Origin of the sequence: Nocardia sp. NPDC005366, assembly GCF_040606855.1 — a bacterium.
In the GTDB taxonomy this organism is placed as follows: Bacteria; Actinomycetota; Actinomycetes; order Mycobacteriales; family Mycobacteriaceae; genus Nocardia.
Genome location: NZ_JBEXFQ010000060.1, coordinates 1 through 26,663 on the forward strand (window position 1 = coordinate 1; position 26,663 = coordinate 26,663).

Below are 26,663 nucleotides of genomic sequence, written 5' to 3' on the forward strand. Positions count from 1 at the left end.
TGTTCGGCCCAGAATCCCTCGCGATCGGTGGCGGCTCGTTCGTACAACGACGCATCGGCATTCGCCTGCGCCACGAAATCCGCGGACGGTGGGTAGGCCGCGGGGACGCGGTCGGTGGGTGCGCTGGTCAACGTAGGTCTCCTTATCGACTGTTCGAATGATCGGCGGACTTCCGTTGGGCCCCGGCGATCGCGGGGCCCAACGGAAGTAGCCGCGCCGTTGCGGCCGGTCGTACCGGTGGGTCAGTGCGAGATCGCCTGCTCGGCGCCGACACCGGTGAGCGAACGAACCTCCATCTCCACGGCCTTCGCCGGATCCTCGGGCGTGCGACCGCCGACCCAGGTGCCGACCACGCCGAGGACGAAGGCGAGGGGGATCGACACGATTCCGGGGTTGGACAGCGGGAACCAGTCGAAATCCGAACCGGGCAGCATCGCCGATTTCGTGCCGGATACCGCGGGGGAGAACACGATCAAGACGATGGTCGAGATCAGGCCGCCGTACATACTCCACAGCGCGCCGGTGGTGTTGAACCGCCGCCAGAACAGCGAATACACGATGGTGGGCAGATTCGCCGCCGCCGCGACCGCGAACGCCAGCGCCACCAGGAACGCGATGTTCTGCCCGTTGGCCAGGATGCCGAGGCCGATGGCCATGATGCCGATCACCACCGCGGTGATGCGCGAGACCCGCACCTGCGCGGACTCGTCGGCATTGCCGCGCTTGATGACGCTGGCGTAGATATCGTGGGCGAAGGAGGCCGACGCGGTGATGGTCAGTCCGGCGACCACCGCGAGAATGGTGGCGAAGGCGACCGCGGAGATGACGCCGAGCAGCACCACCCCGCCCAGTTCGAAGGCGAGCAGCGGCGCCGCGGAATTCTGTCCGCCGGCCGAGGCGAGAATGCGATCCGGTCCGACGATGGCCGCCGCGCCGTACCCCAACACCAGGGTGAACAGGTAGAAAGCGCCGATCAGGCCGATCGCCCACACGACCGAGCGCCGTGCTTCCTTGGCGGTCGGAACGGTGTAGAAGCGCATCAGCACATGCGGCAGACCCGCGGTGCCGAGCACCAGCGCCAGCCCGAGCGAAACGAAATTCAGCTTGGAGGTTTCGTTGGCCCCGTACTGCGCGCCGGGCGCGAGCACATCGCGACCCGCGACCGCCTTGTTCGTGGATCCCGACACCGCGTCCTGGGCCGAGCCGAGGATGTCGGAGAAATTGAATCCGTACTTCGTCAACACGATCACCGTCATCAGGGCCGCGCCGGTGATGAGCAGCACCGCCTTGATGATCTGCACCCATGTGGTGCCCTTCATGCCCCCGACCAGGACGTAGACGATCATCAGCACGCCGACAACGGCGATCACCAGCGATTGCCCCGCCTTGGAATCGATATCGAGCAGCAGGGCAACCAGGCCGCCCGCTCCCGCCATCTGCGCCAACAGGTAGAACAGCGAGACGGTCAGCGTGGACAGTGCGGCCGCGGTGCGTACCGGGCGTTCCCGCAGTCGGAAGCTCAGCACATCGGCCATGGTGAATTTGCCGGTGTTCCTGAGCATTTCGGCGACGAGCAGCAGGGCGACAAGCCAGGCCACCAGGAAGCCGATGGAGTAGAGGAAACCGTCGTAACCGTAGACGGCGATCGCGCCCGCGATGCCGAGAAAGCTCGCGGCGGAAAGGTAGTCGCCCGCGATGGCGATGCCGTTCTGCGGTCCGGAGAAGCCGCGCCCGCCGGTGAAGTAATCCGCGGCGGTGGTGTTGTTACGGCTGGCCCGGATCACCACCACCATGGTGACCGCGACGAAGAGCGCGAAGATCGCGATATTGGCGACAGGTTCGCCGACTGTTCCGGCAGCCAGGTAGTGCGTGCTCACGCCCGGTCCTCCTCGAGATGGTTGCGGATGGCCGCCGCGCGGGGGTCGAGTTCCCTGTTGGCGAACCGGACGTAGACCGCGGTGATGACGAACGTGGAGAGGAACTGTCCGAGTCCGAGCAGCAGTCCGGTGTTGACGTGACCGAACACCTCGGTCGCCATGAAGTCGTGCGCGTAGGCGCCGAGCAGTACGTAGCTGAGATACCAGAGCAGGAATACCGCGGTCATCGGGAATACGAAGCGCCGCAGGCGATTGCGCAGTTCCTGGAATTGCGGGCTGTCGTGCACGGCGGCGAAATCCTCGGCGGTCGGCGTGCGCCGTGAGGCCGGGCCGTCCTTGTCGAGGTCGATACTGGTCATGCGAGGCGTCCTAGCGTGTGACGTGGGTAACTGCGCTGACCGTAGCCGCGCCGAAGCACCCCGTTGACGATGTGGCGGAGGTCACTCCGTGAAGCTGCCGATCTGTGCGGTGAGCGGTCACCCGGCCGCGACGAACGGTCACCGGCACCGGGAGTGTGGGGGAGGGCGAATCCGGCGACCGGCATGGGCGAAGGTCGTATTCGCCTACCACCTCGCGGGCGAGGGGGTTTCGGCGCGGGAGTCCGTATTACGTTGTGCGCAAACGACGTTCGCGGTCCGCGCCCATCCCCAGCCGTTCCGGCGCGTGCATGCGCACGAAAACGCGACCGACGGTCCGGCCGTCCTGGCCGCGCGTCACCTTGCTGACCAGGACCATCGCCGTGAAGGCCAGCGGCACGCTGATGGCCGCCGGATAGCCGAGCAGCGCGGCGGGCCACCCGCCTGCGGGCTCGTCGGACACCCCGCCCGCGACCGAGATCGCCGTCGCGCCGCCCGAGGCGAGCCCACCCACGATCAGCCCGGCCGCCGCGCCCGCCGCGGTGAGTCCGCGCCACCAGATCCCGAGGACGAGCAGCGGGCACAGTGTCGAGGCCGCGACCGAGAAGGCCAGCGCCACGGTCCTGGACAGATCGAGCGAGGCCACCGCGAGCGATAACGACAGCGGCACGACACCGGCGCCGAGCGCCGCGTACCGGAAATCCCTGATCCGCCCGCGCAACATATCGGTGCTGAGCACACCGGCGATGCTGACCAGCAGTCCGGACGAGGTGGACAGGAACGCCGCGATCGCGCCCGCCGCGGCCAACGCCGCCAGCAATTGACCGGGCAGCCCGCTCAGAACCGATCCGGGCAGCAGTACGACCGCGGCGTCGGAGGTGCCGGTGATCAGCAATTGGGGTACGTAGAGCCGGGCGAACACGCCGAGCAGAATCGGGAACAGGTAGAACAGTCCGACCAGTGCGATGACCGCAAGCGCCGTGGATCGCGCGGCCCTGCCGTCCGGATTCGTGTAGAAGCGCACCAGGACGTGCGGCAGACCCATCGTCCCGAGGAAGGTCGCGATGATGAGCGAATACACCTGGTAGGTGGGATGACTGCCGCCGAATCCGCCGCCCGGTGTCAGCCAGGTCGCGCCGTCGGCGGGCGCTCCCGCGACCACCGGCACCGTCGCACCCGGTTCCAGGACCAATGCGGTGCCCGCGGCCACGTCGTGCGTGCCCGGCGTGAGCTGGACGACGGCGTCCACCGCGTCGCCGTCCAGTGTGCCGGTGATCGAAACCTGTTGCGGGGCGGCCACCCGCACCCGGACATCGGTGGTCACGTCGACCGCGGTGCGCTCGGTGACGACCGGAGGGGCCGGTGAGCCCAATTCCCGGTCCTCGACGAGGAAATGCCCGAGCAGCACGAGTGCGGGCAACGCGACCGCGGTGAGTTTCAACCAGTACTGGAACGCCTGCACCAACGTGATCGACCGCATGCCGCCGCCCGCCACATTCGCGATGACGATCGCGCCGACGGCAAGGGCCCCGACCCAACTCGGCACCCCGAGCAGAATCCGCAGGGTCAATCCGGCCCCCTGGAACTGCGGAATCAGATAAACCCCGCAGATCAACACGACGACCACCGCCGCCAATCGGCGCAACCGCACCGAGCCGAGCCGGAACTCCGCGAAATCCGGCACGGTGTACGCGCCGGAACGGCGCAGCGGCGCGGCGACGAACAGCAGCAGGCCCAGATATCCCGCGGTGAATCCGACCGGATACCACAGCGCGTCCGCTCCGTACTTCGCGATCAGTCCGGCCACCCCGAGGAAGGACGCCGCCGAGAGATATTCACCGGAGATGGCGGCGGCGTTCCAGCGGGGGCCGACGCTGCGCGAGGCAACGAGGAAATCCGAGGTGGTGCGCGCCAGCCGCACGCCGTACGCGCCGATGGCCACCGTGGCGATGGCCGCGAGCAGGAGCGCGGCGACCGTGAGGGCGGGTGCGGTCGCCGCACTCATCGCCGCGATGCTCCGCGGCGCCGCCGACCGTCCGATGCGGGTGTCGTCGACATCTCAGTCCTCGGCCAGATCGAGGAAATCCTGGTCATTGCGTTCGGCCAGGCGCACGTAGAGTCGCCCTACCGCGTACAGCGCCGGATAGACGACAAGACCGAGCAGCAGCCAGGGCAGCCGGATACCGAGGACCACCACCGAGGCGATCGCCTCGATCCGCAACACCAGCGGCACCGAGCACAGGACGAGGGTCGAAACCAGCGCCAGCCGCAGTGCCAGCCCGAGTTGGGCGCGAATCAGCCCGCCGACCATCGCCTCGCCGATCTCGGTCTGCTCGGCCACCTCCACCCTGGTCCGCACCCGCCTCGCGCCCCGGCGTTCGGCCAGCACCACGCGGGTGCGGGCCGGGCGGGGCAGCGGTCCGGTCATCGGTTCGTCCAGGTGTGGCGCGGGCCGTGCACCAGACGCTGTTTCAGCTCGCGCACCTGGCGGCGGCTGACCGGAAGTTCCACCGCCGCTGCGGCGCCGTCGGCGCGCAGACAGACCACCGTTCCCGACCCGGTCGCGCGCAAACCCGTCACCAGTCGCAGCGCCACCAGATACGACCGGTGCACCCGCAGGAAACCCGCGTTCTCCCATCGTGACTCGAGGGCGGACAGCGGTATGCGCACCAGATGCGAACCGGCACTGGTATGCAGCCGCGCGTAATCGCCGTCGGCCTCCACCCAGCTCACGCTCGATCGGTGCACCAGCGTGGTGACCCCGCCCAGTTCCACCGGAATGACCTCGTTCGGATCCGAGCGCGGTTGCCGAGGCCCCGGCGCGCGTGCGGCGCGTGCGCCGATGATGCGGCGCACCGCCTCGCCCAGCCGGGCCTCCCGCAGCGGTTTCAGCAGATAGTCCACCGCACCGAGATCGAAAGCGGCCACGGCGCGGTCTTCGTGGGCCGTCACGAACACCACCGAGGGCGGATTCGCGAATTCCGACAGGATTCCGGCCAACTCCATACCGTCGAGGCCAGGCATATTGATATCGAGGAATACCGCGTCCACCGGATGCGCCCGCAGCAGTCGCAACGCCTCGGTCGCGTCGCCGGCTCGGTGGATCTCGCCGACCTCCGGTTGCGCGCGCAACAAATACACCAACTCGTCGAGCGCGGGTTTCTCGTCGTCCACGGCAAGTACCCGCAGGGCGGTCGCCGTCGTATCGGTGGTGCGTGTCACGATCGCTCCATCGTAAGCGCAGGACATATCGTGCCGATTCCGGTATCGGCACGCCCCTCACGCCTGAATTCCGGCGCGGAATTTGGGGACGCGCAGACCGACCTTGGTTCCAGCCCCCGGCGCGGTCTCCACGACGAGGCCGTAGTCGTTGCCGAACGCGGCGCGTAATCGATCGTCCACGTTGGACAGTCCCACGTGGGCGGATTCGGTGGAACCCGTTGGACCTGATCCGGCCTCGACAGCGTCCAGCGCCCCCGAACGCAGCAGTTCGGGGTCCATGCCGACCCCGTCGTCCTCGACGGTGATCACGCAGTCGGCGCCGGCGTCGTCGGCGACGATCGAAATGGTGCCCCGCCTGGTTCCGGCGAGTCCGTGCCGCACCGCGTTCTCGACCAGCGGTTGCAGTGCGAGAAAGGGGAGGACGACGCCGAGTACCTCCGGCGCGATCTGCAACCGCACTTCGAGCGCGTCACCGAAACGGGCACGCTCCAGCGCCAGATACCGTTCGATATTGCGCAATTCGTCGGCGAGCACCGTGAATTCACCCGCGGTCCGGAACGAATACCGGGTGAAATCGGCGAATTCGATGATCAATTCGCGGGCACGGTCCGGATCGGTGCGTACGAACGAGGCGATGGTGTTGAGCGCGTTGTAGATGAAATGCGGGCTGATCTGGGCCCGCAGCGCCCGCACCTCCGCGCGGTCGAGCCGCGCCCGCGACGCGTCGAGTTCGGCCAGTTCCAGCTGTCCGCACACGTACCTGGCCACCTCGGCGATCGCGCCGAGGTGGCCGGGGCCGGGCTGATCGGTGGTCACCACCCCCAGCGCCCCGGCGACCCCGGCGTTCTCGATCAGCAGGGGCTGCGCGATCAGGGTGTGTCCGGCCTGATCGCCGCGACCGGGTATCGGCACCAGCACCGGCCGCTCGGTCGCGATAGCGCGTGCTGCGGCGTCGGTGAACCGCTGGACGAGTTCGTCGTGCGGCCCGTTCCACGCCAGCAGTGTCGCGTCCGCGTCCGCGACGCCGAGCGCCTCGGCCCCGGTCAGGGTCCGTAGATGCGGCGCGGCCTGCTGCGCCGACAGTTCGGTGAGCCCGCCGCGCAGCGGTCGCGCCGCGAGCGAGGCGGTGTGCAACGCCGTATGCACCGCCCGCTCGGCCGGGGTGGTCACCGACCGTCGCGTGCGCGGCCACAACAGCAGCGCACCGGCTATCAGCGCCGCCCCGGCGACGATCGCGACGGCGGTCGTCATCGGGGGCAGTCGCGATGGCGCATCGATGGGCTCATGCGCCGATTATCGCGCCGGCGGCTCCACCCGGTGGAACGGATATCCGAGTTAGGGCTGGTATTTCCTCACGGTGAAGTCGACGCCGCCGGACTCGGGGACATAGGCGTCGTCGATGGCGACGGTGCCGGTGAAATCGCCGATACCGGGTGCGAAGATGGCGGAATAGCCGCCGTTGCTCCAGTGCCCCGGCCCCCGGGCGATGGTGGTGAACGAACCGGTCTGCCCGGTGTCGAGATTGCGCCAGTTCAGCGTGACCGGCAGGGTGCACGCGCCCATATCGCCGACGCCGACCATATTCGTGTCGACGGTGAACGCGGCGTGGTCTGGGTAGCCGTTACCGCTGACCGACGCGTCGACCCGTGCGACGCACGGTCCGTCGGTGAGCGAGTAGATAGTGGCGAACGGGCCCTCCACTATCGCGCCCGCCGGCGCCGCGCCCGCGAGCAGACCGATCGTGGCGATAGTCGAGGCGGCGGGAAGTGCGAATCCTGCTCTGATCGAAATCATCGGCACCTCTTCGTATTCGGATGTGGGTGAATGGCGGTATCCGGATTGCCCCGAGCGCGGCGCGATCCCGCGATGCAGAGCGATCACACGGCATACAGTTTGCCTATGACCAGCTCCGGATACTCCGGGACACCCTTGGCGAACAAGATCGGACTCGAGGCGGGGCGCCGTGTCCTGCCGGGCTGGGGACCCACGCCGAACCGGCGGCGTGAGTTCCTCTGGCGGAAGCGGGGTTGAGCCAGGGGATCGCGTAGTGTGAACGGTCCCCGAAAACCCGTCGTCGTGGCGGAAATCGGACGGCTGCACGACGAGTCGCTCGACGCGCCGGTGATCTTCGACACCGACACGCCGATCCCCGCTGGAATGTTCCTGGGACGTCCCGTCACCGAGCGCGAGCCTCCGGAAATTTGTCATACCGACATGCCTAGAATCGCTAGGCCAACCCCCGTCGAGACCCATGGGAGGAAGGACCGTCTTGGCCGCCTCGTCCGGATCGTTCGTTCATCTGCACAACCACACCGAGTACTCCATGCTCGACGGTGCGGCGAAGATTTCGCCCCTGTTCGCCGAGGCGAAACGGCTGGGAATGGACGCGGTCGGGATGACCGACCACGGCAATATGTACGGCGCGTCGGAGTTCTACAACTCCGCCAAGAAGGCCGGTATCAAGCCGATCATCGGTATCGAGGCCTATATCGCACCCGGCTCCCGGTTCGACACCAAGCGCGTGCAGTGGGGCGACCCCGGCCAGAAGGGCGACGACGTCTCCGGCTCGGGCGCCTACACCCACATGACGATGGTCGCCGAGAACGCGACCGGTCTGCGCAACCTGTTCAAACTGTCCTCGCTGGCCTCGCTCGAGGGGCAGCTCGGCAAGTGGGCGCGGATGGACGAGGAGATCATCGCCCAGCACGCCGAGGGCATCATCGCCACCACCGGCTGCCCCTCCGGCGAGGTGCAGACCAGGCTGCGACTCGGCCACGACCGCGAGGCGCTGGAGGCCGCGGCCAAATGGCAGGAGATCTTCGGCCCCGATAATTTCTTCCTCGAGGTGATGGACCACGGGCTTTCCATCGAACGCCGGGTCCGCGAGGGCCTGCTCGAGGTCGGCCGCAAACTCGCCATCCCGGCGATCGCCACCAACGACTGCCATTACGTCACCAAGGATCAGTCGACCAATCACGAAGCGCTGCTGTGTATTCAGACCGGCAAGACGCTCAGCGACCCCACCCGGTTCAAATTCGACGGTGACGGCTACTACCTGAAGTCGGCCGAGGAGATGCGCGCGCTGTGGGACGCGGAAGTCCCCGACGCCTGCGACAACACCGTGCTCATCGGCGAACGCGTGCAGCCCTACGACGCCGTATGGGCGCACAGCGACCGGATGCCGATCTTCCCGGTGCCAGAGGGCCACGACCAGGCCAGCTGGCTGCGCAGGGAGGTCGACCTCGGGCTGAAGCGCCGCTTCCCCGACGGCGCGCCAAGGGAATACCTCGACCGCGCCGCCTACGAAATCGGCGTCATCCTGGAAATGGGTTTCCCCGCGTACTTCCTCGTGGTCGGCGACCTCATCAATCACGCCCGCGAGGTCGGCATCCGCGTCGGCCCCGGTCGCGGTTCCGCGGCGGGTTCCCTCGTCGCCTACGCGCTCGGTATCACCAATATCGATCCGCTGCCGCACGGTCTGCTGTTCGAGCGCTTCCTCAACCCCGAGCGCGTCTCGATGCCCGATATCGATATCGACTTCGACGATCGCCGCCGCGGTGAAATGGTGCGCTACGCGAGCGAGAAGTGGGGCACCGACCGGGTCGCCCAGGTCATCACCTTCGGCACCATCAAGACCAAGGCCGCCATCAAGGACTCGGCGCGAGTGCTGTTCGGCCAGCCCGGTTTCGCCATCGCCGACCAGATCACCAAGGCGCTGCCGCCGCCGATCATGGCCAAGGACATCTCGGTCTCCGGCATCACCGATCCGGATCACGAGCGGTACAAGGAAGCCGCCGAGGTCCGCGAACTCATCAACACCAATCCGGATATCGCCAAGATCTACGAGACCGCGCGCGGGCTGGAGGGCCTGATCCGCAACGCGGGCGTGCACGCCTGCGCGGTCATCATGTCCTGTGACCCGTTGATGGACGCGATCCCGCTGTGGAAGCGGCCCCAGGACGGGGCGCTGATCACCGGATGGGATTACCCCTCCTGCGAGGCCATCGGCCTGCTGAAGATGGACTTCCTCGGCCTGCGCAACCTCACCGTCATCGGTGACGCGCTGGAGAACATCAAGGCCAACCGCGGTATCGAGCTGGATATGGACACCCTGCCACTCGATGACGCCGCGACGTACGAATTGCTGTCGCGCGGCGACACCCTCGGCGTGTTCCAGCTCGACGGTGGCCCCATGCGCGATCTGCTGCGCCGCATGCAGCCGAACGCGTTCGAGGATATCGTCGCCGTCGGCGCGCTGTACCGGCCAGGCCCGATGGGCATGAACGCGCACAACGACTACGCCGACCGCAAGAACAACAGGCAAGAGGTCAAGCCGATCCATCCGGAGCTGGCCGAGCCGTTGAAGGAAATCCTCGGCGAGACCTACGGTCTGATCGTCTACCAAGAGCAGATCATGCACGTCGCGCAGAAAGTGGCCGGATACTCGCTCGGCCGAGCCGATATCCTGCGCCGCGCGATGGGTAAGAAGAAGGCCGAGGTGCTGGCCGCGGAGTTCGAGGGCTTCGAGGCGGGCATGCAGGCCAACGGTTATTCCAAGGCCGCGATCAAGGCGCTGTGGGACACGATTCTCCCGTTCGCCGGCTACGCGTTCAACAAATCGCACGCCGCCGCCTACGGCCTGATCTCCTACTGGACGGCCTACCTCAAGGCCAACTATCCGGCCGAATACATGGCTGGGCTGCTCACCTCCGTCGGTGACGACAAGGACAAGGCCGCGGTCTACCTGTCGGACTGCCGCAAACTCGGCATCACGGTGCTGCCGCCTGATGTCAACGAATCCGAGCAGAACTTCGCCTCGGTCGGTAAGGACATCCGTTTCGGCCTCGGCGCGGTCCGCAATGTCGGTACCAACGTGGTGTCCTCGATCATCCAGGCGCGCAAGGAGAAGTCGAAATTCACCGACTTCTCCGATTACCTGAACAAGATCGACGCCATCGCCTGTACCAAGAAGGTCACCGAATCCCTGATCAAGGCGGGCGCTTTCGATTCGCTCGGACATCCCCGCAAGGGCCTGCTGCTGATCCACTCCGACGCCATCGACGCGGTGATGACCACCAAGAAGGCCGAGGCGATCGGACAGTTCGACCTGTTCGGCGGTTTGGATGCCGACGAGTCGGTGTCCTCGGTATTCAATGTGGCCGTTCCCGCCGACGAGTGGGAGACCAAGCACAAGCTGGCGCTCGAACGCGAGATGCTCGGTCTCTACGTCTCGGGGCATCCGCTCAACGGTGTCGAACATGTCCTCGCCTCGCAGGTGGATACGCCGATTCCGGCGATTCTGGAAGGCGATGTCAAGGACGGGGCGCAGGTCACCATCGGCGGCATCCTCGCCTCGGTGAACCGGCGCATCAACAAGAACGGTCTGGCCTGGGCGTCGGCGCAGTTGGAGGATCTGACCGGCGGCGTCGAGGTGCTGTTCTTCCCCCAGTCGTATTCGGTCTTCGGCATGGACGTCGTCGAAGACGCGGTGGTTCTTGTCAAGGCGAGGGTTTCGGTGCGTGACGACCGGATCTCGTTGATCGCCAACGATCTCGTCGTACCCGACCTCTCCGCGATCGGTGTCGCCAAACCGCTCGCGGTCACCCTCACCACCCGGATGTGCACCCCCGACAAGGTCGGTGAACTCAAGCGGGTGCTGTCGCGTCATCCCGGCACCTCCGACGTACACCTGCGTCACGTCGGAGCTCGCGAGAAGACCACGCTGCTGAAACTCGATGACAGCCTGCGTGTTTCGCCTTCCTCGGCGCTGATGGGCGATCTGAAGGCGTTACTCGGCCCCGGCTGCCTCGGAGTCTGACCGTTCAGGCGGAGACCGCGACGCCCAGGGAGAGCGCGCCGAGGATCTTCGGCGTGTCCTTGGCGTAGAACACGTCGATATCGCGGATCTCATAGCCCGCCGCCTCGACGAGTCCGCGGATATCCCGATTCAGGTTGCAGCCGCCCGCCACCGTCTTCTGGACGGGATTCAGCCGGTTCTGCCAACGTTGTACCGGGGCATCCGGGGCGAGTCCGTGCTCCACGAAATGCAGGGTGCCGCCGGGGGTGAGCACCCGCCGCAATTCGGCGAGCGCCGCGGCGATATCCGGGATGGTGCACATGGTCCAGGTGGACAAGGCGCAATCGAAGCTGTCGTCGGCGAAGGGGAGGGCCTGGCCGTCCAGCCCGGCCCGCTCGATCGGCACGGTGGCCGAGGCGAGGCGCCTACTCGCCAGACGCCATCCGAGGTCGGCGGGTTCCACCGCGCTGACCGATCCGACCGCCGCCGGATAGAACGGCACATTCAATCCCGAACCGAAGCCGATCTCCACCACCCGGCCGTGCAAGCCAGCGCAGGCGCGTTCACGTTGCGGGTTGTTCGCCCGCATCCCGCAGGCCACGTCGATAATGCGCGGCACGATCCGATCTCCGTAGAATCCCACCGCTCCACTGTGTCAGGGATAGCGTCGCGACGCACCGCCCCCCGCGGCGGGTCGGGCTCGCCGGGCCGGATCGTGCGGCCCGTGCCATGCTGGCGCGGTGACTTCCTTTGCTGGCGCGGTGACCTCTTTCGCTGGCGCGGTGACTTCCTTCGAGGTATGGGCTCCGCGGGCGGAGTCGGTGCGATTGGATCTGGAGGGGATCGCGCATCCCATGACGCGTTCGGCGGACGGTTGGTGGCGCGCAGAGGCGCCCGCCGAATCCGGGACGCGCTACGGCTACCTGCTCGACGACGATCCCACGGTGCTGCCCGACCCGCGCTCGCCGAGACAACCGGACGGCGTCCACGCCAGGTCGGCGGTGCATACGCTCGACCCGGCCCGCTGGACCGACGCGGCGTGGACGGGACGTCCGCTGGCCGGGGCCGTCTACTACGAACTGCATATCGGCACGTTCACACCCGATGGCACCTTCGATTCCGCGATCGAGCGGTTGGATCATCTGGTCGATCTCGGCATCACGGTGGTCGAGTTGATGCCGGTGAACGCCTTCGACGGCACTCACAACTGGGGCTATGACGGCGTGCTCTGGTACGCGGTGCACGAACCCTACGGCGGACCGGACGGTTTGCAGCGGTTCGTGAACGCCTGCCATGCCAGGGGGCTGGCGGTGGCGCTCGATGTCGTCTACAACCACCTCGGGCCGTCGGGCAACTACCTGCCGCGTTTCGGCCCGTATCTCACCGACGGGCGCAATACCTGGGGTCAGAGCCTGAATCTGGACGGCCCCGATTCCGATCCGGTGCGCCGCCACATCATCGATAACGCCCTGCGATGGCTGCGCGATTTCCATATCGACGCACTGCGCCTCGACGCGGTGCACGCCCTCGTCGACCGTACGGCCACCCATCTGCTCGCCGCGTTGGCGACCGAAACCACCGCGCTCGCCGCGCATGTGCGCAGACCGCTCACCCTCATCGCGGAAAGCGACCTCAACGACCCGCGTCTGATCACCCCGCCCGCCGCGGGCGGCTACGGGTTGAGCGGGCAGTGGAACGACGATCTGCATCACGCCGTGCACACCGCGGTATCCGGCGAGCGGCAGGGTTACTACGCCGATTTCGGCGCGCTGGAATCATTGGCGAAGACCCTGACCCACGGCTTCTTCCACGCGGGGACGTGGTCGAGTTTCCGCGGACGCACCCACGGCAGGCCGCTCGATCGGACCCTGATTCCGGCGAGCGCGCTGCTGGCCTACACCTGCACCCACGATCAGATCGGCAACCGGGCCATCGGCGACCGGCCGAGCGCCTATCTCACCGACGGCCAACTCGCGATCAAGGCCGCACTTGTGCTGCTCTCCGCTTTCACGCCGATGTTGTTCATGGGCGAGGAGTGGGGCGCGCGCACGCCGTTCCTGTTCTTCACCTCCCATACCGATCCGGTGATCGGCGCCGCCACCGCGCGGGGCCGCAAGGCCGAGTTCGCCGAACACGGCTGGTCGAGCGACGACGTGCCCGACCCGCAGGATCCCGAGACTTTCCTGCGATCGAAACTGGATTGGACCGAACCCGAGCGCGACGGCCACTCCCGGCTGCTCGCGTGCTATCGAGCGTTGATCGATCTGCGGCGGACCCGAGCCGAGATCACCGATCCGTGGCTGGCCGACGTCGGCGTCGACTACGACGAGCGGCGAGGCTGGATCACGGTGCGGCGCGGCCCGCTGCTGCTGGCCTGCAATCTGTCCGCAGACCCGGTGACGGTCGGCTACTCGGGCGTCGAAGTACTGTCCTGGGACGCTCCGGAGTTGTCTCACGCGGGTGCGACGCTGCCGGGTCATTCGTTCACCGTCATCGATACCGCGATGTCAGGGCAATAACATTGTGGCCTCAGCTGTCCGAGACATACTTGGCTGGACGTGGTACTGGAAGTAACGTTGAATAATGAGCAATGTGGCTTCCGGGGATCTCGTGGATCTACCCGAAGGGGTCGGCGGCAGCGCGACTGCCGAATTCGGCCCGCTGGTGCGGGCTTTCGCGAGAGCTTTCGGGCGTCGCCGCGGCGCGGGGGCCGCACTGGCGATTCACCTGCACGGTGAGCCGCTCGTGCATATCTGGACCGGCCAGCACTCGGGATCGGCCCGGTGGACCGGGGATACCGGCACGATCGTCTTCTCCGCCACCAAGGGCATCACCTCGACCGTCATCCATCGGCTCGCCGATCGCGGATTACTCGACTACGCCGCCCCCGTCGCCGAATACTGGCCGGAATTCGCCGCCAACGGCAAAGGCGCCATCACCGTGCAGCAGGCGATGACCCACCGGGCGGGGCTGTCCTCGCTCAGTACGGTCGCGACCGAGGTCAGCGAGATACTGGACCACCGGCTCATGGAGGAGCGGCTCGCCGCGGCGAAACCCGACCGGCTGCTCGGCGTTCCCACCTATCACGCGCTCACCTTCGGCTGGCTGATGGCGGGTCTGGCCCGCGCGGTCACCGGGCGGGGCATGTCCGAACTGTTCCGTACCGAGGTCGCCGAGCCATTGGGAATCGACGGCATCCACCTCGGCACACCGCCGCCGGGCTCGACCACCAGCTTCGCCCCGCTCGCGGGCAATCAACTGCGGCTGTTCGGCGGTCCGCTCGGCGCGCGGATCCTCGGCCGCACCTTCGGCATCCCCGGCCCGGCCGGAGCTGCCGCCCGCGCCCTGCTCATGCCGGGCGTCGAGGCCATCCTGGAAGGCGAGGCCCCGCCGATCCTGGACACCGAACTCGGCGCGGGCAACGGCGTGTGCACCGCGAGCGGCCTCGCGACCGTGTACGGGGCGCTGGCCAACGACGGCATGGTCGACGGTCGCCGCTACCTCTCCGCGCACACCATCACCCAACTGCGCCGGATTCGCAGCTACCAACTCGACCACGCGCTGTTCTACGTGCCGATGCTCTGGCATCTGGGCTATCACTCGCTGCCCGTTCCCTACGCGCACGAAGGTCTCGGTCATATCGGGCTCGGCGGCTCCTTCGGCTGGGCCGAACCGCGACTGGGTCTGTCCGTCGGATTCGTGCACAACCGGCTGGCGGTGCCGCAGATGAGCGTCGACCAGGTGTCGGCGATGTGGTTGCTACCGCTGATGATGAACTGCCTGCGCGGGGCCAAGCGGCCCGCCCCCGTCATCACGAGGGAGGCGGCCGCGTAGGGGGCGCGTCAGGTGAGATAGCGGTACGCCGGGGAACCCGGTTCGAGCCGTTCGCACCGGATGGGGGATTCGCGCATCCGTTCCAACAGCGAATCCAGTCCGTCGCGGGTGCCGAGTTCGATGCCGACCAGCGCCGCGCCGGTTTCGCGGTTGTTGCGCTTGACGTATTCGAACATGGTGATGTCGTCGTCGGGCCCGAGTACCTCGTCGAGGAATCGCCGCAGCGCACCTGGCTCCTGGGGGAAGTCCACCAGGAAGTAGTGCTTCAGGCCGCGATGCACCAGCGAGCGTTCGATGATCTCGCCGTAGCGCGAGACATCGTTGTTGCCGCCGGATACCAGGCACACCACGGTCGAATCCGGTTCCAGTTCGATCTCGCCGAGCGCGGTGACCGACAGCGCGCCCGCGGGCTCGGCGATGATGCCCTCGTTCTGGTAGAGGTCGAGCATCGTGGTGCAGATCGCGCCCTCGTCGACGTGCATCACGCGGAATTGTCCTGCGCCACGGGGTGATTCGGTAGCGATCAGCAACGGCAGCGAGGCATGCGAGACCACCCGGCTCCCGAAAGTGGAGGCGGCGGCGTAAGGCACCGTGCCGATGCGGCGCACCGCGGCGCCGTCGACGAACGGATCGATCGTCGGCAGCGTCACCGGGCCCCCGGCGATCAGCGCCGCCGTCATCGAGGCCGCGCCACTCGGCTCGACGCCGAGGATTCCCGCCTTGGGCGCGCGTTCGCGCAGGTAGGTTCCGATACCGGCCAGGCAGCCGCCGCCGCCCACTGGAACGATGACCAGATCGGGGGCTGTGCCGAGCTGCTCGAGGAGTTCGGTGGCGATGGTGCCCTGACCCGCCGCGGTGCGCGGATCATCGAACGGCGGAACCATGGTCGCGCCGGTGCGCTCGACATCGGCGGCGGCGGCCGCCGCGGCGGCGTCGTAGGTCTCACCGATCGCGATCAGTTCGACGAATTCGCCGCCGTGCACGCGGATGCGGTCCCGCTTCTGCTTGGGCGTCGTGGTCGGCACGTAGATGCGGCCGCGGATACCCATGGCGTGACAGGCGTAGGCGACGCCCTGGGCGTGATTGCCCGCGCTGGCCGCGACCACGCCCGCGGCGCGCTCGTCGGCGGTGAGTTGCACGATCAGGTTGTAGGCGCCGCGCAGCTTGTAGGAGCGCACGGCGGTGAGATCCTCGCGCTTGAGATATACCTGCGCGCCGGTCGCCGCGGAGAGCCGAGGGCTGAACTGCAGCGGGGTCGGTTCGATAATGTCGGCAATACGCTTCGCGGCGGCGTCGATCTCGTCCGCGGTCAGCGCGGGACGGGCAGGGGATAGTTCGTCGAGGACCTCGAGCGGATTGGACACCCGAAATATGCTGCCACCCGCCGCGTCGGGTGAACGCGGCGGGTGGGTGTAAAGCAGGCCCCGGTGTCGCAGGTCAGCGCGGCGTGAGGACGAAGACCGGGATTTCGCGGGTCGTCTTGGTCTGGTAGTCGGCGTAGGCGGGCCAGGCCTCCACGGCCCGTTCCCACCACAGCGCCTTCTCGTCGCCGGAGACTTCGCGCGCGGTGTAGTCCTCGGTCACGGTTCCGTCGCGCAGCTCGACGTGCGGGTCGGCCTTGATGTTGTAGTACCAGACCGGGTTCTTCGGACTTCCGCCCAGTGAGGCGACGACCGCGTACTCGCCGTCGTGCTCGACTCGCATCAGCGGTGTCTTGCGCAACTTGCCGGACTTCGCGCCTCGGGTGGTGAGCAGGACGATGGGTTTGCCCTGCAATACGGTGCCCTCGGTGCCCCCGGACCCCTCGTAGATCTCGGCCTGTTCACGGGCCCAGTCCGATGTGCTCGGTGCGTATTCTCCTGTCAGTGGCATACCGGAGCCAACGTCGCGGGGTGCGCCGCTGTTCCCATCCGGAATGTTAGGTGGACCGAACTTCATGGTCCGTATATCCTGAACAGATGGCGACGGTTCACCCTCCTTCGGTCGATATCGCGGGTTCCGCGTGGCCGGTGTTCAAGCTCGAGGCTCTGGCCGCGGGGTTGGTGACCTGCCTGATGCTGGCGCTGATCACCGGTTCGCCGCAGATCGGAGTACTCGCGGGCTCGGCCGTCGCCGTCGTGCGCTGGGTGGCCGGATACGTGACGGTCCTGCGTCACCCGCCGGTGCGTCACGCCGACCGAGTGCTGTCGTCGCACTGATCCGAACGGGGATCGACACCCCTCGGTCCGGATCGAGGGGTGTCGCGTCAGCCGGGGGCTTTCGGTTCTCAGCGCACGAGCAGGGCGACGGGCAGACGGGCGAACAACTTCTCCACGCGGGCGCGTCCCTGGAAGGTGTGGCCCGTCAGACGGTCGGTCCAGCTGCCGGACGGCAGATCCAACGCGGTATCGCCCCAGCCGGATTCGACGAGTCCGACACTGTGTCTGGTGGCCGCGACGATGACCTCCGGCGCCGTGCCGGGCTTTCCGCGGGCGTAGGACACCAGCCTGCTCGCCTGCTCGCCGGTGGCGAACAGCGGGAGATAGGTACCGCCGACGAAACACTCCGGTCGCTCCCGGCGCAGCCACAGCGCGTAGGCGACGATCCACATCTTCGCGGCCCCCGAGGTGTCCAATGCCGGTGTGCCGGTGAGTGAATGCAGCATGCCGGTGCGCGCTGTGAAATCCACCGGGCGGCGATTGTCCGGGTCGACCAGCGAATCCTCCCAGAGTTCGCAGCCCTGGTAGATATCGGGAATGCCCGGTCCGCACAGCTGCAACAGTTTCTGCGACAGCGAATCCGACCAGGCGTGGGGCGCGAGATCGTGCACCAGATCGCTGATTTCGGCGCCGATCGGCCCGTCTATCACCGTGTCCAGCCAGCCGTGCACCGCGGCCTCGAATTCCGAATCCGGCTCCTCCCACGACGACCGGGTACCCGCCTCACGGATCGCCTTCTCCGCGAACATGTGCAGCCGCTCCCGCAGGCCGGGTACCGAGGAGGCCGGCCGTCCGTCGGCAGGCCAGACCCCGAACATGTTCTGCAACAGGAAAAGCGCCGTCGCGCCGTCCGCTACCGGGGTCCGCTCCAGCCAGGATTCGACCGACCGCGCCCAGATGCTCGCGGCCTGAGACAGCACGCCGATCCTGGCGCGCACATCCTCGCCGCGTTTGGTGTCGTGGGTCGACAGCGTGGTCATCGAGGCAGGCCAGCGCTGCGCGCGTTCGGTATTGGCGAGATGGAATTCGTTGAGCGAATGTCCGAAGCGCGCCGGGTTGCCGCCGACCTCCTGCAGCGAGACCAGACGCGCCCCCTGGTAGAACATGGTGTCCTCGACAGCCTTCGCGGTGATCGCCCCGCACACCTGACCGAATCGCACGGCCGCCTCGCCGTCCACCGCGAGCGCCGTCACCAGCACCGACAGCGGCGCGGTCAGTTCGCTGTTGCGCTTCTCGACCTCGGCGATCACCGCGCCTGTCATCCCCGCCAGCGGTGCGTAATCCGCCCGGTACACCGGCATGAAGGCCAGCACCTCGATGGTGGCGTTCGTCAGCGCGAGGGTGTCGAAGCTTTCCGCGGCCGCGTCGCGTTTGATCGCGGCCACCAGACGACGCACCTCCGGCGTCAGAATGCTCTCGGCGACAGCGCGTTTGATCCGGTGTTCGGTCTCGCCGACCCAGGCGCGGTCGCTGCCGTGTCCGGCGAATCGACGCGAGAGTTCGGTCAGCGCCGATTCGCCCTCCGGGTCGATCAGCACACCGCCGAGCCCGGCCAGCGCGTCGTAGCCGGTGGTGCCGTCCACCGGAAGAGTGGCGTCCAGCGGTTCCCGGTTGGCCAGGATCTTCTCCACCAGGAGCAGGCGATCAGGTCCGATGAGCTGGCGCAGCCGGACCATGTAGTCGGCCGGATCGGATAGTCCGTCCGGATGATCGACGCGCACGCCGTCGATGAGGTCGTGCTCGCACCACGCGGCCAACTCGCGATGGGTGATGTCGAAGATCTCCGGATCCTCTTGGCGCACGGCGGCCAGGCTGCTGACCGCGAAGAACCGGCGGTAGGTGCACAACCCGGCCTTCCAGCTCACCAGCCGGTAGTGCTGCTTGTCGTGGATACGCAGTGCGTTGTCGCCGTCGGTGCCGGGCGCGATCGGAAAACGCAGATCACGCAGTGCCAGCATCGGTTCCTGGCCGGAGCGGTCGACAGTCAACGAGGCCGGATCGTTCTCGCTCTGCAAGATCGGAAGCGCGAGCCGCCCGCCCGCGCCATTGGACGAACTCCAATCGATATCGAAATAGTGCTGGTAGGCCGATTCTTTGCCGTTGCGCAGCACATCCCACCACCAGGGGTTTTGGCGCGGGTCGGCGACGCCGACATGATTGGGCACCAGATCGACGATCAGGCCCATGCCGCGGCTGCGCACCTCGTCGGCGAGTGCCTTGAGCCCGCCCGGCCCGCCAAGCGCCGCCGAGACTGTGGTCGGGTCGGCGATGTCGTAGCCATGCGTCGAGCCGTGCATGGGGGTGAGGATCGGCGACAGGTACAGATGCGAAATACCCAGCTGCTGTAGGTATTCGGCGATCGTGCGGGCATCGGTGAACGTCAGCGTGTCCAGTCGCAGCTGCAGCCGGTAGGTGCTGCGGACCGAGATCGTTCGTATCCGGGACTTGGCGCGGGCGATCGGATCGGTGTGGTGGGTCTGCTGGGATGGGGTGGAGGCAGTCATATGCGTTGTCCGATTAAGCAGGGCAGCGGAGAACGAGCAGGCACCGGGCGGGTACCGGCAGGGTGGCCGATGCCGGGTAGGCGGCCTCGGAAAGGCCGTCGGGTACCGAACAATCCAGGGCCACCGACCATTCGGCGCCGTAGTCGGTGTCGGGCAGCACGAAGTCGATCGCGGCATCGTGGGCGTTGAAACACAGCAGGAAGGAGTCGTCGGTGATGCGTTCGCCGCGTGGGCCCGGCTCGGGAATACCGAGTCCGTTCAGGTAGACGGTCAGTGATTTGCCGAAGCCGCTGTCCCAATCGGCGGGCGCCATCTCCTCGCCCGCCGGGGTCAGCCACGCGATATCCCTGGCGTGATCCTTGGACCGGATGGGCCTGCCCGCCAGGAAGCGGCGGCGGCGGAAGATGGGATGGTCGGTGCGCAATGCGATCACATTCCGGGTGAAGTCGAACAGTTCCGCGTTGGTTTTCATCAGGGACCAGTCCATCCAGGCGAGTTCGGAATCCTGGCAGTAGACGTTGTTGTTGCCGTGCTGGGTGCGGCCCATCTCGTCACCGTGCGACAGCATCGGCGTGCCCTGTGACAGGATCAGCGTCGCGAGCAGATTGCGAGTCTGCCTGGCGCGCAACGCGAGGATTTCCGGATCGTCGGTCGAACCTTCGACCCCGCAGTTCCACGAGCGGTTGTGGCTTTCGCCGTCGCGGTTGTCCTCGCCATTGGCCGCGTTGTGCTTCTCGTTGTAGGACACCAGATCCCGCAATGTGAAGCCGTCGTGCGCGGTGATGAAATTGATGCTGGCGCTCGGCCTGCGCCCGGTCGCCTCGTACAGATCCGACGAGCCGGTGAGCCGGGACGCGAATTCGCCGAGCGTGGCGGGTTCGCCCCGCCAGTAGTCGCGCACGGTATCGCGATATTTGCCGTTCCATTCGGTCCACTGCCCGGGAAAGTTGCCGACCTGATAGCCGCCCTCGCCGATATCCCACGGCTCGGCGATCAACTTCACCTGACTGACCACCGGGTCCTGCTGGACGAGGTCGAAGAAGGTGGACAGCCGGTCCACATCGTGCAGTTCGCGGGCGAGGGTGGCGGCCAGGTCGAAGCGGAACCCGTCGACGTGCATATCCAGAATCCAGTACCGCAGCGAATCCATGATGAGCTGCAGCGTGTGCGGATGGCGCACATTCAGGCTGTTGCCGGTGCCGGTGTAATCCCTGTAGTGCGACGGATCCTTGTCCAGCAGACGGTAATAGGCGGCGTTGTCGATGCCGCGGAAGGCTATGGTCGGGCCGAGATGGTTGCCTTCGGCGGTGTGGTTGTAGACCACGTCGAGGATCACCTCGATACCTTCGGCGTGCAGCGCGCGCACCATCGCCTTGAATTCGGTGACCGCCGCGCCGCCGCGCGGGCTCGCCGCATACCCGTTGTGCGGTGCGAGATATCCGAAGCTGTTGTACCCCCAGTAGTTTCGCAGGCCCTGGTCCAGCAGCGTCCGATCGTGCAGGAACTGGTGCACCGGCATCAGCTCGATCGCGGTGATACCGAGACTCTTCAGGTGGCCGACGATCGCCGGATGCGCGATACCGGCGTAGGTGCCCCGTAACTCTTCGGGGATATCCGGATGCGTCATCGTCATACCCTTGACGTGCGCCTCGTAGATCACCGTTTCGTGGTAGTGCCGATTCGGCGGGCGATCGGCGCCCCAGTCGAAGAAGGGGTTGATCACCACCCCGGTCATGGTGTGGCCCAGCGAATCCAGTCCGTGGGTGTACAGGGAGGGGTCGTCGTCGAAATCGCCGTCGAATGCCTTGCCATACGGGTCGAGTAGCAATTTGCTGGGATCGCAGCGCAATCCCCGCTCCGGATCGTAGGGTCCGTGCACCCGGAATCCGTAGCGCTGCCCCGGCCCGATGGTCGGGAGGTAGGCATGCCAGACGTAGGTGTCGACTTCATCGAGCCGAACGCGGGATTCGGCGCCGTCACGACCGATCAGGCACAGTTCGACGGCCTCGGCCACCTCCGAGAACACCGAGAAATTGGTCCCGGCGCCGTCGTAGGTCGCGCCGAGGGGATACGGCGTGCCGGGCCACACACCGAGTGGCGTCAGGTCACCGGGCGATGCGTCGGGCTCAGACATACAAATGACAGTAGCGGCAGTGACGCGATCGCTCTCGCGGGTCGTTGCGGGCGGACGCGTTCGCCGAGGTCGTCGTGCGGTGCGCGGCGTCGGGTCCGGCCGACCCGATCGTGGCCGGACCTCAGGTGCGCGCCGCTGGCGATCGTTTCGGTTCCGGCGTGCCGGGCGACTGTTCGCGTGATGAGGGTCTCCCCGCGTGCCGCAACGCCCCGGTGATAACTTGAACACCGTTCAAGCTCGCCTCCGGGAAGTCCGGGGCGATCGCTCGACCGCGAGGATTCCTGTGGCACTCACCCCCGACGAGATCACCGCCATCGACGCCGACCATGTCTGGCACCCCTACGGCGGCTTCCCCGCGACCACCGCACCGCTCGTGGTCGCCTCCGCCGAGGGCACCCGACTGACCCTCGCCGACGGCCGTGTCCTCGTCGACGGCATGAGTTCGTGGTGGGCGGCCGTCCACGGCTACCGGCACCCGGTTCTGGACGCGGCCCTGCTCGCGCAGTCGCGGCGGATGAGTCACGTGATGTTCGGGGGACTGACGCACGAACCCGCCGCGCGGCTGGCCGAGTTGCTCGTCGCGCATACCCCCGAGGGATTGGACAAGGTCTTCCTGTGCGACTCCGGTTCGGTTTCGGTCGAGGTCGCGGTGAAGATGTGTCTGCAGTACTGGCGCGCGCTCGGCAAACCGGGTAAGTCCCGGCTGCTGACCTGGCGCGGCGGCTACCACGGCGACACCTTCACACCGATGAGCGTCTGTGATCCGGACGGCGGCATGCATTCGCTGTGGACCGATGTGCTGGCCCGCCAGATCTTCGCCCCCGCCCCGCCGCGCGAGTATCGCGCCGAGTACGTCGCCGAACTGGAACGGCTGGTCGCCGCGCACGCCGACGAACTCGCCGCGATCATCGTCGAACCGGTGGTGCAGGGTGCCGGCGGCATGCGCTGGCATGATCCGCGCTATCTGCTGGATCTGCGCAGGCTCTGCGACGAGCACGGCGTCCTGCTCGTCTTCGACGAGATCGCCACCGGATTCGGCCGGACCGGAACCTTCTTCGCCGCCGACCACGTCGGCGTCGCACCGGATGTGATGTGCGTCGGCAAGGCCATCACCGGCGGCTACCTCACCCTGGCTGCCGCGCTGTGCACCGCGCGGATCGCGGAGACACTGAGCGCGGCCCACGGTGGACTCATGCACGGACCGACCTTCATGGGGAATCCGCTGGCGTGCGCGGTGGCGGTGGCCTCCATCGAATTACTGCTCGATCGCGATTGGCGAGGCGAGGTCGGGCGTATCGAAGCCGAGCTCACCGCGGGCCTCGCCCCCGCCCGCGACCTACCCGGGGTGGTCGACGTGCGGGTGCTCGGCGCGATCGGGGTCATCGAGTTGGCAGAACCGGTCCAGATGCGCCGCGCGACCGATGCCGCGGTGGCGGCGGGCGCGTGGCTGCGGCCGTTCCGCAATCTCGTCTACTGCATGCCGCCGTTCGTCAGCAGTAGCGCGGATATCGAGATCATCACCGCGGGCATGCTCGCCGCGGCGGCGGCGTGATCGCGTAGGCCGCGACGAGCGTGCGTTCACGCGATCCAGGGCGGCACGATGGCGGTATCACCACCGGGGGTTCTCGCCCGCGCCCCGGCGGGGGCGGTGACGATGGCGGTGAACCCGTCGCCGCCTCCGGTCACCTGCCGTTGCGCGTCCGCGCGCAGGACGACCGTATCCCCTTCGGCGGCAGTCAGTTTCGTGCCGTCCAGATCGACGATGAGCTGCCCGGTCAGTACGGTCCAGATCTGCTCGGCATCGATGGTGTGGACCGGACCCGCGACGTCGGGACGAACCTCGACGCGCCACAGCGCCTGTCCGGTATCGCCCTGGGTGGGCGAGGCGAGCGTGGTCATCACGCCGCCGGGGGTTTCGGTGCGCCGGGTCTCGGTATGGCGGATGAGTGTCATGTGCGGATCTCCTATAATAGACAACAACGTTGTCTATATGGTTAACGAGGTTGTCCATCATGTCAAGCGATTCCGGTGGCTATGAACTGCCGCTGCGCCTGCTCCTCGGATTTCGGACCGTCATCGATGAGGTGCACGCCGAACTGGCGCGGCGGGGGCATGCCGATCTGCGGCCGATGCACGGGTTCGTCTTCCAGGCCGTCGGTCGGGTCGGGGGCGGATACGGATGTACCGCGGCCGATCTGGGACGGGCGCTCGGCGTTTCGAAGCAGGCCGCGGGCAAACATATCGATGCGCTGGAGCGCCTCGGCTACCTGCGGCGCGGACATGATCCGGAGGATGCGAGACGTAAGGTCTACACCCTCACCGATCGGGCCGTCGACGCGCTGACCGAATCCGCCCGTGCCTTCGATCGGATCCACGATCGCTGGGCCGAACTACTCGGCCCGGATCGACTCGCCGCGCTGGAACAGGATCTGCGCAAGGTCACGCCGGGGGAAGTGTTCCGGTTCGATACGCCGAATTGGTTCGGGTCATGAGCGCCGCGACAGTTCCCGTGTCGCCGACGTGATACCGCCTTGAACGCTGTTCAAGTATGCTGCGGAGCTGTGACTACCGATCTCTCGATTTGGCTGGACGACCGGGCGGCCGACCGGGCCACCGCCGGGCTGCACCGGGAACTACGGCCGAGGATGCCGTTGTCGGCATCGATCGATCTGGCTTCCAACGACTATCTCGGCCTGGTTCGCCACCCCGAGGTGATCGAAGGGGCGATCGAGGCGGTGCGGCGCTGGGGTGCGGGCTCCACCGGCTCTCGGCTGGTCACCGGCACCACCGCCGAACACGAACAGTTGGAGGCCGAGCTCGCCGATTTCGTCGGCGCGGAGTCCGGTCTGGTGTTCGCCTCCGGATACGCCGCCAATCTCGGTGTGGTCACCGCGTTGTCGGGCAGGGGTTCGCTGATCGTCTCCGACGCGGGTAGTCACGCGTCCCTGGTGGATGCCTGCCGACTGTCGCGGGCGCGAGTGGAGATCGCGCCGCACCGCGATATCGACGCGGTGGACCGATTGCTGGCCGCGCGCACCGAGGAACGTGCGCTGGTACTCACCGATTCCGTCTTCAGCGCCGACGGTGATCTCGCCCCGCTGGCCGAATTGCACCGGGTCACCCGATCGAACGGCGCGGTATTGATCGTGGACGAGGCGCACGGCCTCGGTGTGCGCGGCACCGGCGGTCGCGGACTCGTCGAGGAAGTCGGCTTGTCCGGTGAGCCGGATCTGGTGATCACCGCGACGTTGTCCAAGGCATTCGCGGCTCAGGGCGGTGCGGTCCTCGCGGGTGAACGGGTCCGCGCCCATCTGATCGATACCGCGCGCACCTTCATCTTCGACACCGGCCTGGCTCCCGCCGCCGTCGGCGCCGCGCGCGCGGCCCTTCGACTGTTGCGCGCAGAACCCGAGATGGCCGCGCGAGTACTGGAACGAGCCGCCGATATCGCGCGCATCGCGGGCGTCGCAACGCCGGATTCGGCGGTCGTCTCGGTGGTGCTGGGGCAGGCGCGGGTCGCCAACGAGGCGGCCGAGGAATGTCGGGCGCGCGGCCTCGACGTCGGATGTTTCCGTCCGCCGTCGGTGCCGGAGGGCACTTCGCGGCTGCGGCTCACCGCCCGCGCCGATCTGACGGACGAAGAAATCGGCACCATCGCGATGGTCCTCGGCGAGGTCTTGGCCAACGCGCGCGGGTTGGACGCGGTGCCGGCATGAGGCCGTCAGCGCCGTCCCACGCGTCGTGGCCGATCTCATCGGTGCGCGGCCCGTCGTGCGCCGACAGCGAAGAACTGTCCGGCCCGCACCTCCGCGCCGACGCTGTCGGGGAGGTCCAGGCATGAGCGTCCTGCTCGTCACCGGTACGTCGACCGGGGTCGGCAAAACAGTTGTCACGGCCGCCGTCGCCGCGACGGCAGCGGCCGAGGGGCGCTCGGTGGCGGTCTGTAAACCGGCCCAGACCGGTGTCGCGCCGGGGGAGCCGGGCGATCTGGCGGAGATAACGCGCCTCAGCGGGGTCACCGGAACCCTCGAACTCGCGCGGTACCCGGATCCGCTCGCCCCCGACACCGCGGCCAGGCGGTGCGGACAACCGCTGTTGACATTGCGGGATGCCGCGGCCGCTATCGACGGACTGCGCGATGCCGACCTCACCCTGGTCGAAGGAGCGGGCGGGCTACTGGTCCGGCTCGGCGAATTCACCGTGATCGAGCTGGCGAGGGAACTCGACGCCCCGGTTCTCGTCGTCGCGGCGGCCGGGCTCGGCACGCTGAACCACAGCGAGCTGACCACCCGCGCTCTCGACGTGGCGGGCGTGCGCTGCGCGGGCCTCGTGATCGGCGCCTGGCCGGCGGACCCCGATCTGGCTTCGGAATGCAATCGAACCGATTTACCCCGGGTGACGGGCGTGGAACTGGTCGGCGCCATTCCCGACGGCGCGGGTGCGTGGGGTCGGCAGCGATTCACCGAGGCTGCCCCCGGCTGGTTCACGGCGGAATTCGCGAAGCACGACTAGCGAAATACTCGAATCCAGGCCGTCTACCAGGCGATTTGACATCGTGCACACGGCTACGTAACTTTATCCAAGTCAGAGCGACACGGACACCGACCCGGAGCCGCCACGCAGAGCCGCAAGGCTGGGCGAGGCCTGGGAAACGAGGTAGTACGAGGAGCGCCTGGCGATCACACTGGTTCGGTTGGGATCCTGGATTTGGTTTCGGGTGATCGGCTGCGCTAAGCTTGTA

21 protein-coding genes are annotated in these 26,663 nt (G+C 67.3%); 8 read left to right on the forward strand and 13 right to left on the reverse strand.

What is annotated here, in order from left to right:
* Window positions 1–242: 242 nt before the first annotated feature.
* The 7 genes from ABZS43_RS35115 to ABZS43_RS35145 all read right to left on the reverse strand — a co-directional run bounded on the left by ABZS43_RS35115 (window position 243) and on the right by ABZS43_RS35145 (window position 7,249).
* Complete coding sequence (locus ABZS43_RS35115; RefSeq protein WP_355040317.1) at window positions 243–1,877, reverse strand: cation acetate symporter; 1,635 nt, start codon at window positions 1,875–1,877, stop codon at window positions 243–245.
* Window positions 1,874–2,236 carry a DUF485 domain-containing protein gene (locus tag ABZS43_RS35120; RefSeq protein WP_355040318.1) on the reverse strand — a complete coding sequence of 121 codons (363 nt, stop codon included), beginning with the start codon at window positions 2,234–2,236 and terminating at the stop codon, window positions 1,874–1,876. The genes ABZS43_RS35115 and ABZS43_RS35120 overlap by 4 nt, the downstream gene beginning before the upstream one ends.
* A 247-nt stretch (window positions 2,237–2,483) precedes the next feature.
* A complete protein-coding gene (locus ABZS43_RS35125; protein ID WP_355040319.1) occupies window positions 2,484–4,238 on the reverse strand; it encodes a cation acetate symporter in 1,755 nt (584 codons plus the stop codon).
* 54 nt (window positions 4,239–4,292) lie between these two features.
* A complete protein-coding gene (locus ABZS43_RS35130) occupies window positions 4,293–4,661 on the reverse strand; it encodes a hypothetical protein (RefSeq protein ID WP_355040320.1) in 369 nt (122 codons plus the stop codon).
* A complete protein-coding gene (locus ABZS43_RS35135; RefSeq protein ID WP_355040321.1) occupies window positions 4,658–5,482 on the reverse strand; it encodes a LytTR family DNA-binding domain-containing protein in 825 nt (274 codons plus the stop codon). Before ABZS43_RS35135 ends, ABZS43_RS35130 begins: the two co-directional genes overlap by 4 nt.
* 30 nt (window positions 5,483–5,512) lie before the next feature.
* Window positions 5,513–6,706: a histidine kinase gene (locus ABZS43_RS35140; protein ID WP_355040322.1), complete on the reverse strand. Its 1,194-nt coding sequence runs from the start codon at window positions 6,704–6,706 to the stop codon at window positions 5,513–5,515.
* An 84-nt stretch (window positions 6,707–6,790) separates the two neighbouring features.
* Complete coding sequence (locus ABZS43_RS35145) at window positions 6,791–7,249, reverse strand: hypothetical protein (protein ID WP_355040323.1); 459 nt, start codon at window positions 7,247–7,249, stop codon at window positions 6,791–6,793.
* Between the two features lie 457 nt (window positions 7,250–7,706).
* On the opposite strand from ABZS43_RS35145, the gene dnaE reads away from it, so the two are divergent.
* Window positions 7,707–11,273 carry a DNA polymerase III subunit alpha gene (dnaE, locus tag ABZS43_RS35150; RefSeq protein WP_355040324.1) on the forward strand — a complete coding sequence of 1,189 codons (3,567 nt, stop codon included), beginning with the start codon at window positions 7,707–7,709 and terminating at the stop codon, window positions 11,271–11,273.
* Window positions 11,274–11,277: 4 nt separating this feature from the next.
* On the opposite strand, the gene ABZS43_RS35155 is transcribed toward dnaE, so the two are convergent.
* Entirely contained in the window at window positions 11,278–11,895 is a 618-nt protein-coding gene (locus ABZS43_RS35155) for a class I SAM-dependent methyltransferase (RefSeq protein WP_355040325.1), read from the reverse strand.
* Between the two features lie 139 nt (window positions 11,896–12,034).
* Between ABZS43_RS35155 and treZ the strand changes: the two genes are divergently transcribed.
* Window positions 12,035–13,771, forward strand: a complete 1,737-nt coding sequence (treZ, locus tag ABZS43_RS35160; protein ID WP_355040337.1) for a malto-oligosyltrehalose trehalohydrolase — start codon at window positions 12,035–12,037, stop codon at window positions 13,769–13,771.
* A 64-nt stretch (window positions 13,772–13,835) separates the two neighbouring features.
* Window positions 13,836–15,086 (forward strand): serine hydrolase domain-containing protein, encoded by a 1,251-nt coding sequence (locus tag ABZS43_RS35165; protein ID WP_355040326.1) that lies wholly within the window; start codon window positions 13,836–13,838, stop codon window positions 15,084–15,086.
* A gap of 8 nt (window positions 15,087–15,094) precedes the next feature.
* Here ABZS43_RS35165 and ilvA read toward each other — a convergent pair whose 3' ends face one another.
* Together ilvA and ABZS43_RS35175 are read right to left on the reverse strand one after the other, a co-directional pair.
* Window positions 15,095–16,450, reverse strand: coding sequence for a threonine ammonia-lyase IlvA (ilvA, locus tag ABZS43_RS35170; RefSeq protein ID WP_355040327.1), 1,356 nt, complete (start codon window positions 16,448–16,450; stop codon window positions 15,095–15,097).
* 73 nt (window positions 16,451–16,523) lie between these two features.
* Entirely contained in the window at window positions 16,524–16,958 is a 435-nt protein-coding gene (locus tag ABZS43_RS35175; RefSeq protein WP_355040328.1) for a nitroreductase family deazaflavin-dependent oxidoreductase, read from the reverse strand.
* Between the two features lie 86 nt (window positions 16,959–17,044).
* On the opposite strand from ABZS43_RS35175, the gene ABZS43_RS35180 reads away from it, so the two are divergent.
* Window positions 17,045–17,284 (forward strand): hypothetical protein, encoded by a 240-nt coding sequence (locus ABZS43_RS35180; RefSeq protein ID WP_355040329.1) that lies wholly within the window; start codon window positions 17,045–17,047, stop codon window positions 17,282–17,284.
* Window positions 17,285–17,352: 68 nt separating this feature from the next.
* Here ABZS43_RS35180 and treY read toward each other — a convergent pair whose 3' ends face one another.
* A complete protein-coding gene (treY, locus tag ABZS43_RS35185) occupies window positions 17,353–19,788 on the reverse strand; it encodes a malto-oligosyltrehalose synthase (RefSeq protein ID WP_355040330.1) in 2,436 nt (811 codons plus the stop codon).
* A gap of 13 nt (window positions 19,789–19,801) precedes the next feature.
* Window positions 19,802–21,922, reverse strand: a complete 2,121-nt coding sequence (glgX, locus tag ABZS43_RS35190) for a glycogen debranching protein GlgX (RefSeq protein ID WP_355040331.1) — start codon at window positions 21,920–21,922, stop codon at window positions 19,802–19,804.
* Window positions 21,923–22,205: 283 nt separating this feature from the next.
* Between glgX and ABZS43_RS35195 the strand changes: the two genes are divergently transcribed.
* Window positions 22,206–23,474, forward strand: a complete 1,269-nt coding sequence (locus tag ABZS43_RS35195; protein ID WP_355040332.1) for an adenosylmethionine--8-amino-7-oxononanoate transaminase — start codon at window positions 22,206–22,208, stop codon at window positions 23,472–23,474.
* A gap of 26 nt (window positions 23,475–23,500) precedes the next feature.
* Here ABZS43_RS35195 and ABZS43_RS35200 read toward each other — a convergent pair whose 3' ends face one another.
* The gene (locus ABZS43_RS35200; protein WP_355040333.1) at window positions 23,501–23,875 is read right to left on the reverse strand and encodes a cupin; all 375 of its coding nucleotides are present in this window, start codon (window positions 23,873–23,875) and stop codon (window positions 23,501–23,503) included.
* A gap of 59 nt (window positions 23,876–23,934) precedes the next feature.
* Between ABZS43_RS35200 and ABZS43_RS35205 the strand changes: the two genes are divergently transcribed.
* The 3 genes from ABZS43_RS35205 (at window position 23,935) to bioD (ending at window position 26,434) form a co-directional block, all read left to right on the forward strand.
* Window positions 23,935–24,414: a MarR family winged helix-turn-helix transcriptional regulator gene (locus tag ABZS43_RS35205; RefSeq protein WP_355040334.1), complete on the forward strand. Its 480-nt coding sequence runs from the start codon at window positions 23,935–23,937 to the stop codon at window positions 24,412–24,414.
* Between the two features lie 69 nt (window positions 24,415–24,483).
* Window positions 24,484–25,638: an 8-amino-7-oxononanoate synthase gene (locus ABZS43_RS35210; RefSeq protein ID WP_355040335.1), complete on the forward strand. Its 1,155-nt coding sequence runs from the start codon at window positions 24,484–24,486 to the stop codon at window positions 25,636–25,638.
* Between the two features lie 121 nt (window positions 25,639–25,759).
* Window positions 25,760–26,434, forward strand: coding sequence for a dethiobiotin synthase (bioD, locus tag ABZS43_RS35215; protein WP_355040336.1), 675 nt, complete (start codon window positions 25,760–25,762; stop codon window positions 26,432–26,434).
* Window positions 26,435–26,663: the final 229 nt, after the last annotated feature.

Excerpts from the sequence above, each read along its gene's own strand:
- ABZS43_RS35120 (WP_355040318.1), bottom strand. The coding sequence starts at position 2,236 with ATGACCAGTATCGACCTCGACAAGGACGGCCCGGCCTCACGGCGCACG.
- ABZS43_RS35125 (WP_355040319.1), bottom strand. The coding sequence starts at position 4,238 with ATGAGTGCGGCGACCGCACCCGCCCTCACGGTCGCCGCGCTCCTGCTC.
- ABZS43_RS35130 (WP_355040320.1), bottom strand. The coding sequence starts at position 4,661 with ATGACCGGACCGCTGCCCCGCCCGGCCCGCACCCGCGTGGTGCTGGCC.
- ABZS43_RS35135 (WP_355040321.1), bottom strand. The coding sequence starts at position 5,482 with ATGTCCTGCGCTTACGATGGAGCGATCGTGACACGCACCACCGATACG.
- ABZS43_RS35140 (WP_355040322.1), bottom strand. The coding sequence starts at position 6,706 with ATGACGACCGCCGTCGCGATCGTCGCCGGGGCGGCGCTGATAGCCGGT.
- ABZS43_RS35145 (WP_355040323.1), bottom strand. The coding sequence starts at position 7,249 with ATGATTTCGATCAGAGCAGGATTCGCACTTCCCGCCGCCTCGACTATC.
- dnaE (WP_355040324.1), top strand. The coding sequence starts at position 7,707 with ATGGGAGGAAGGACCGTCTTGGCCGCCTCGTCCGGATCGTTCGTTCAT.
- ABZS43_RS35165 (WP_355040326.1), top strand. The coding sequence starts at position 13,836 with ATGAGCAATGTGGCTTCCGGGGATCTCGTGGATCTACCCGAAGGGGTC.
- ABZS43_RS35175 (WP_355040328.1), bottom strand. The coding sequence starts at position 16,958 with ATGCCACTGACAGGAGAATACGCACCGAGCACATCGGACTGGGCCCGT.
- ABZS43_RS35180 (WP_355040329.1), top strand. The coding sequence starts at position 17,045 with ATGGCGACGGTTCACCCTCCTTCGGTCGATATCGCGGGTTCCGCGTGG.
- treY (WP_355040330.1), bottom strand. The coding sequence starts at position 19,788 with ATGACTGCCTCCACCCCATCCCAGCAGACCCACCACACCGATCCGATC.
- glgX (WP_355040331.1), bottom strand. The coding sequence starts at position 21,922 with ATGTCTGAGCCCGACGCATCGCCCGGTGACCTGACGCCACTCGGTGTG.
- ABZS43_RS35200 (WP_355040333.1), bottom strand. The coding sequence starts at position 23,875 with ATGACACTCATCCGCCATACCGAGACCCGGCGCACCGAAACCCCCGGC.
- ABZS43_RS35205 (WP_355040334.1), top strand. The coding sequence starts at position 23,935 with ATGTCAAGCGATTCCGGTGGCTATGAACTGCCGCTGCGCCTGCTCCTC.
- bioD (WP_355040336.1), top strand. The coding sequence starts at position 25,760 with ATGAGCGTCCTGCTCGTCACCGGTACGTCGACCGGGGTCGGCAAAACA.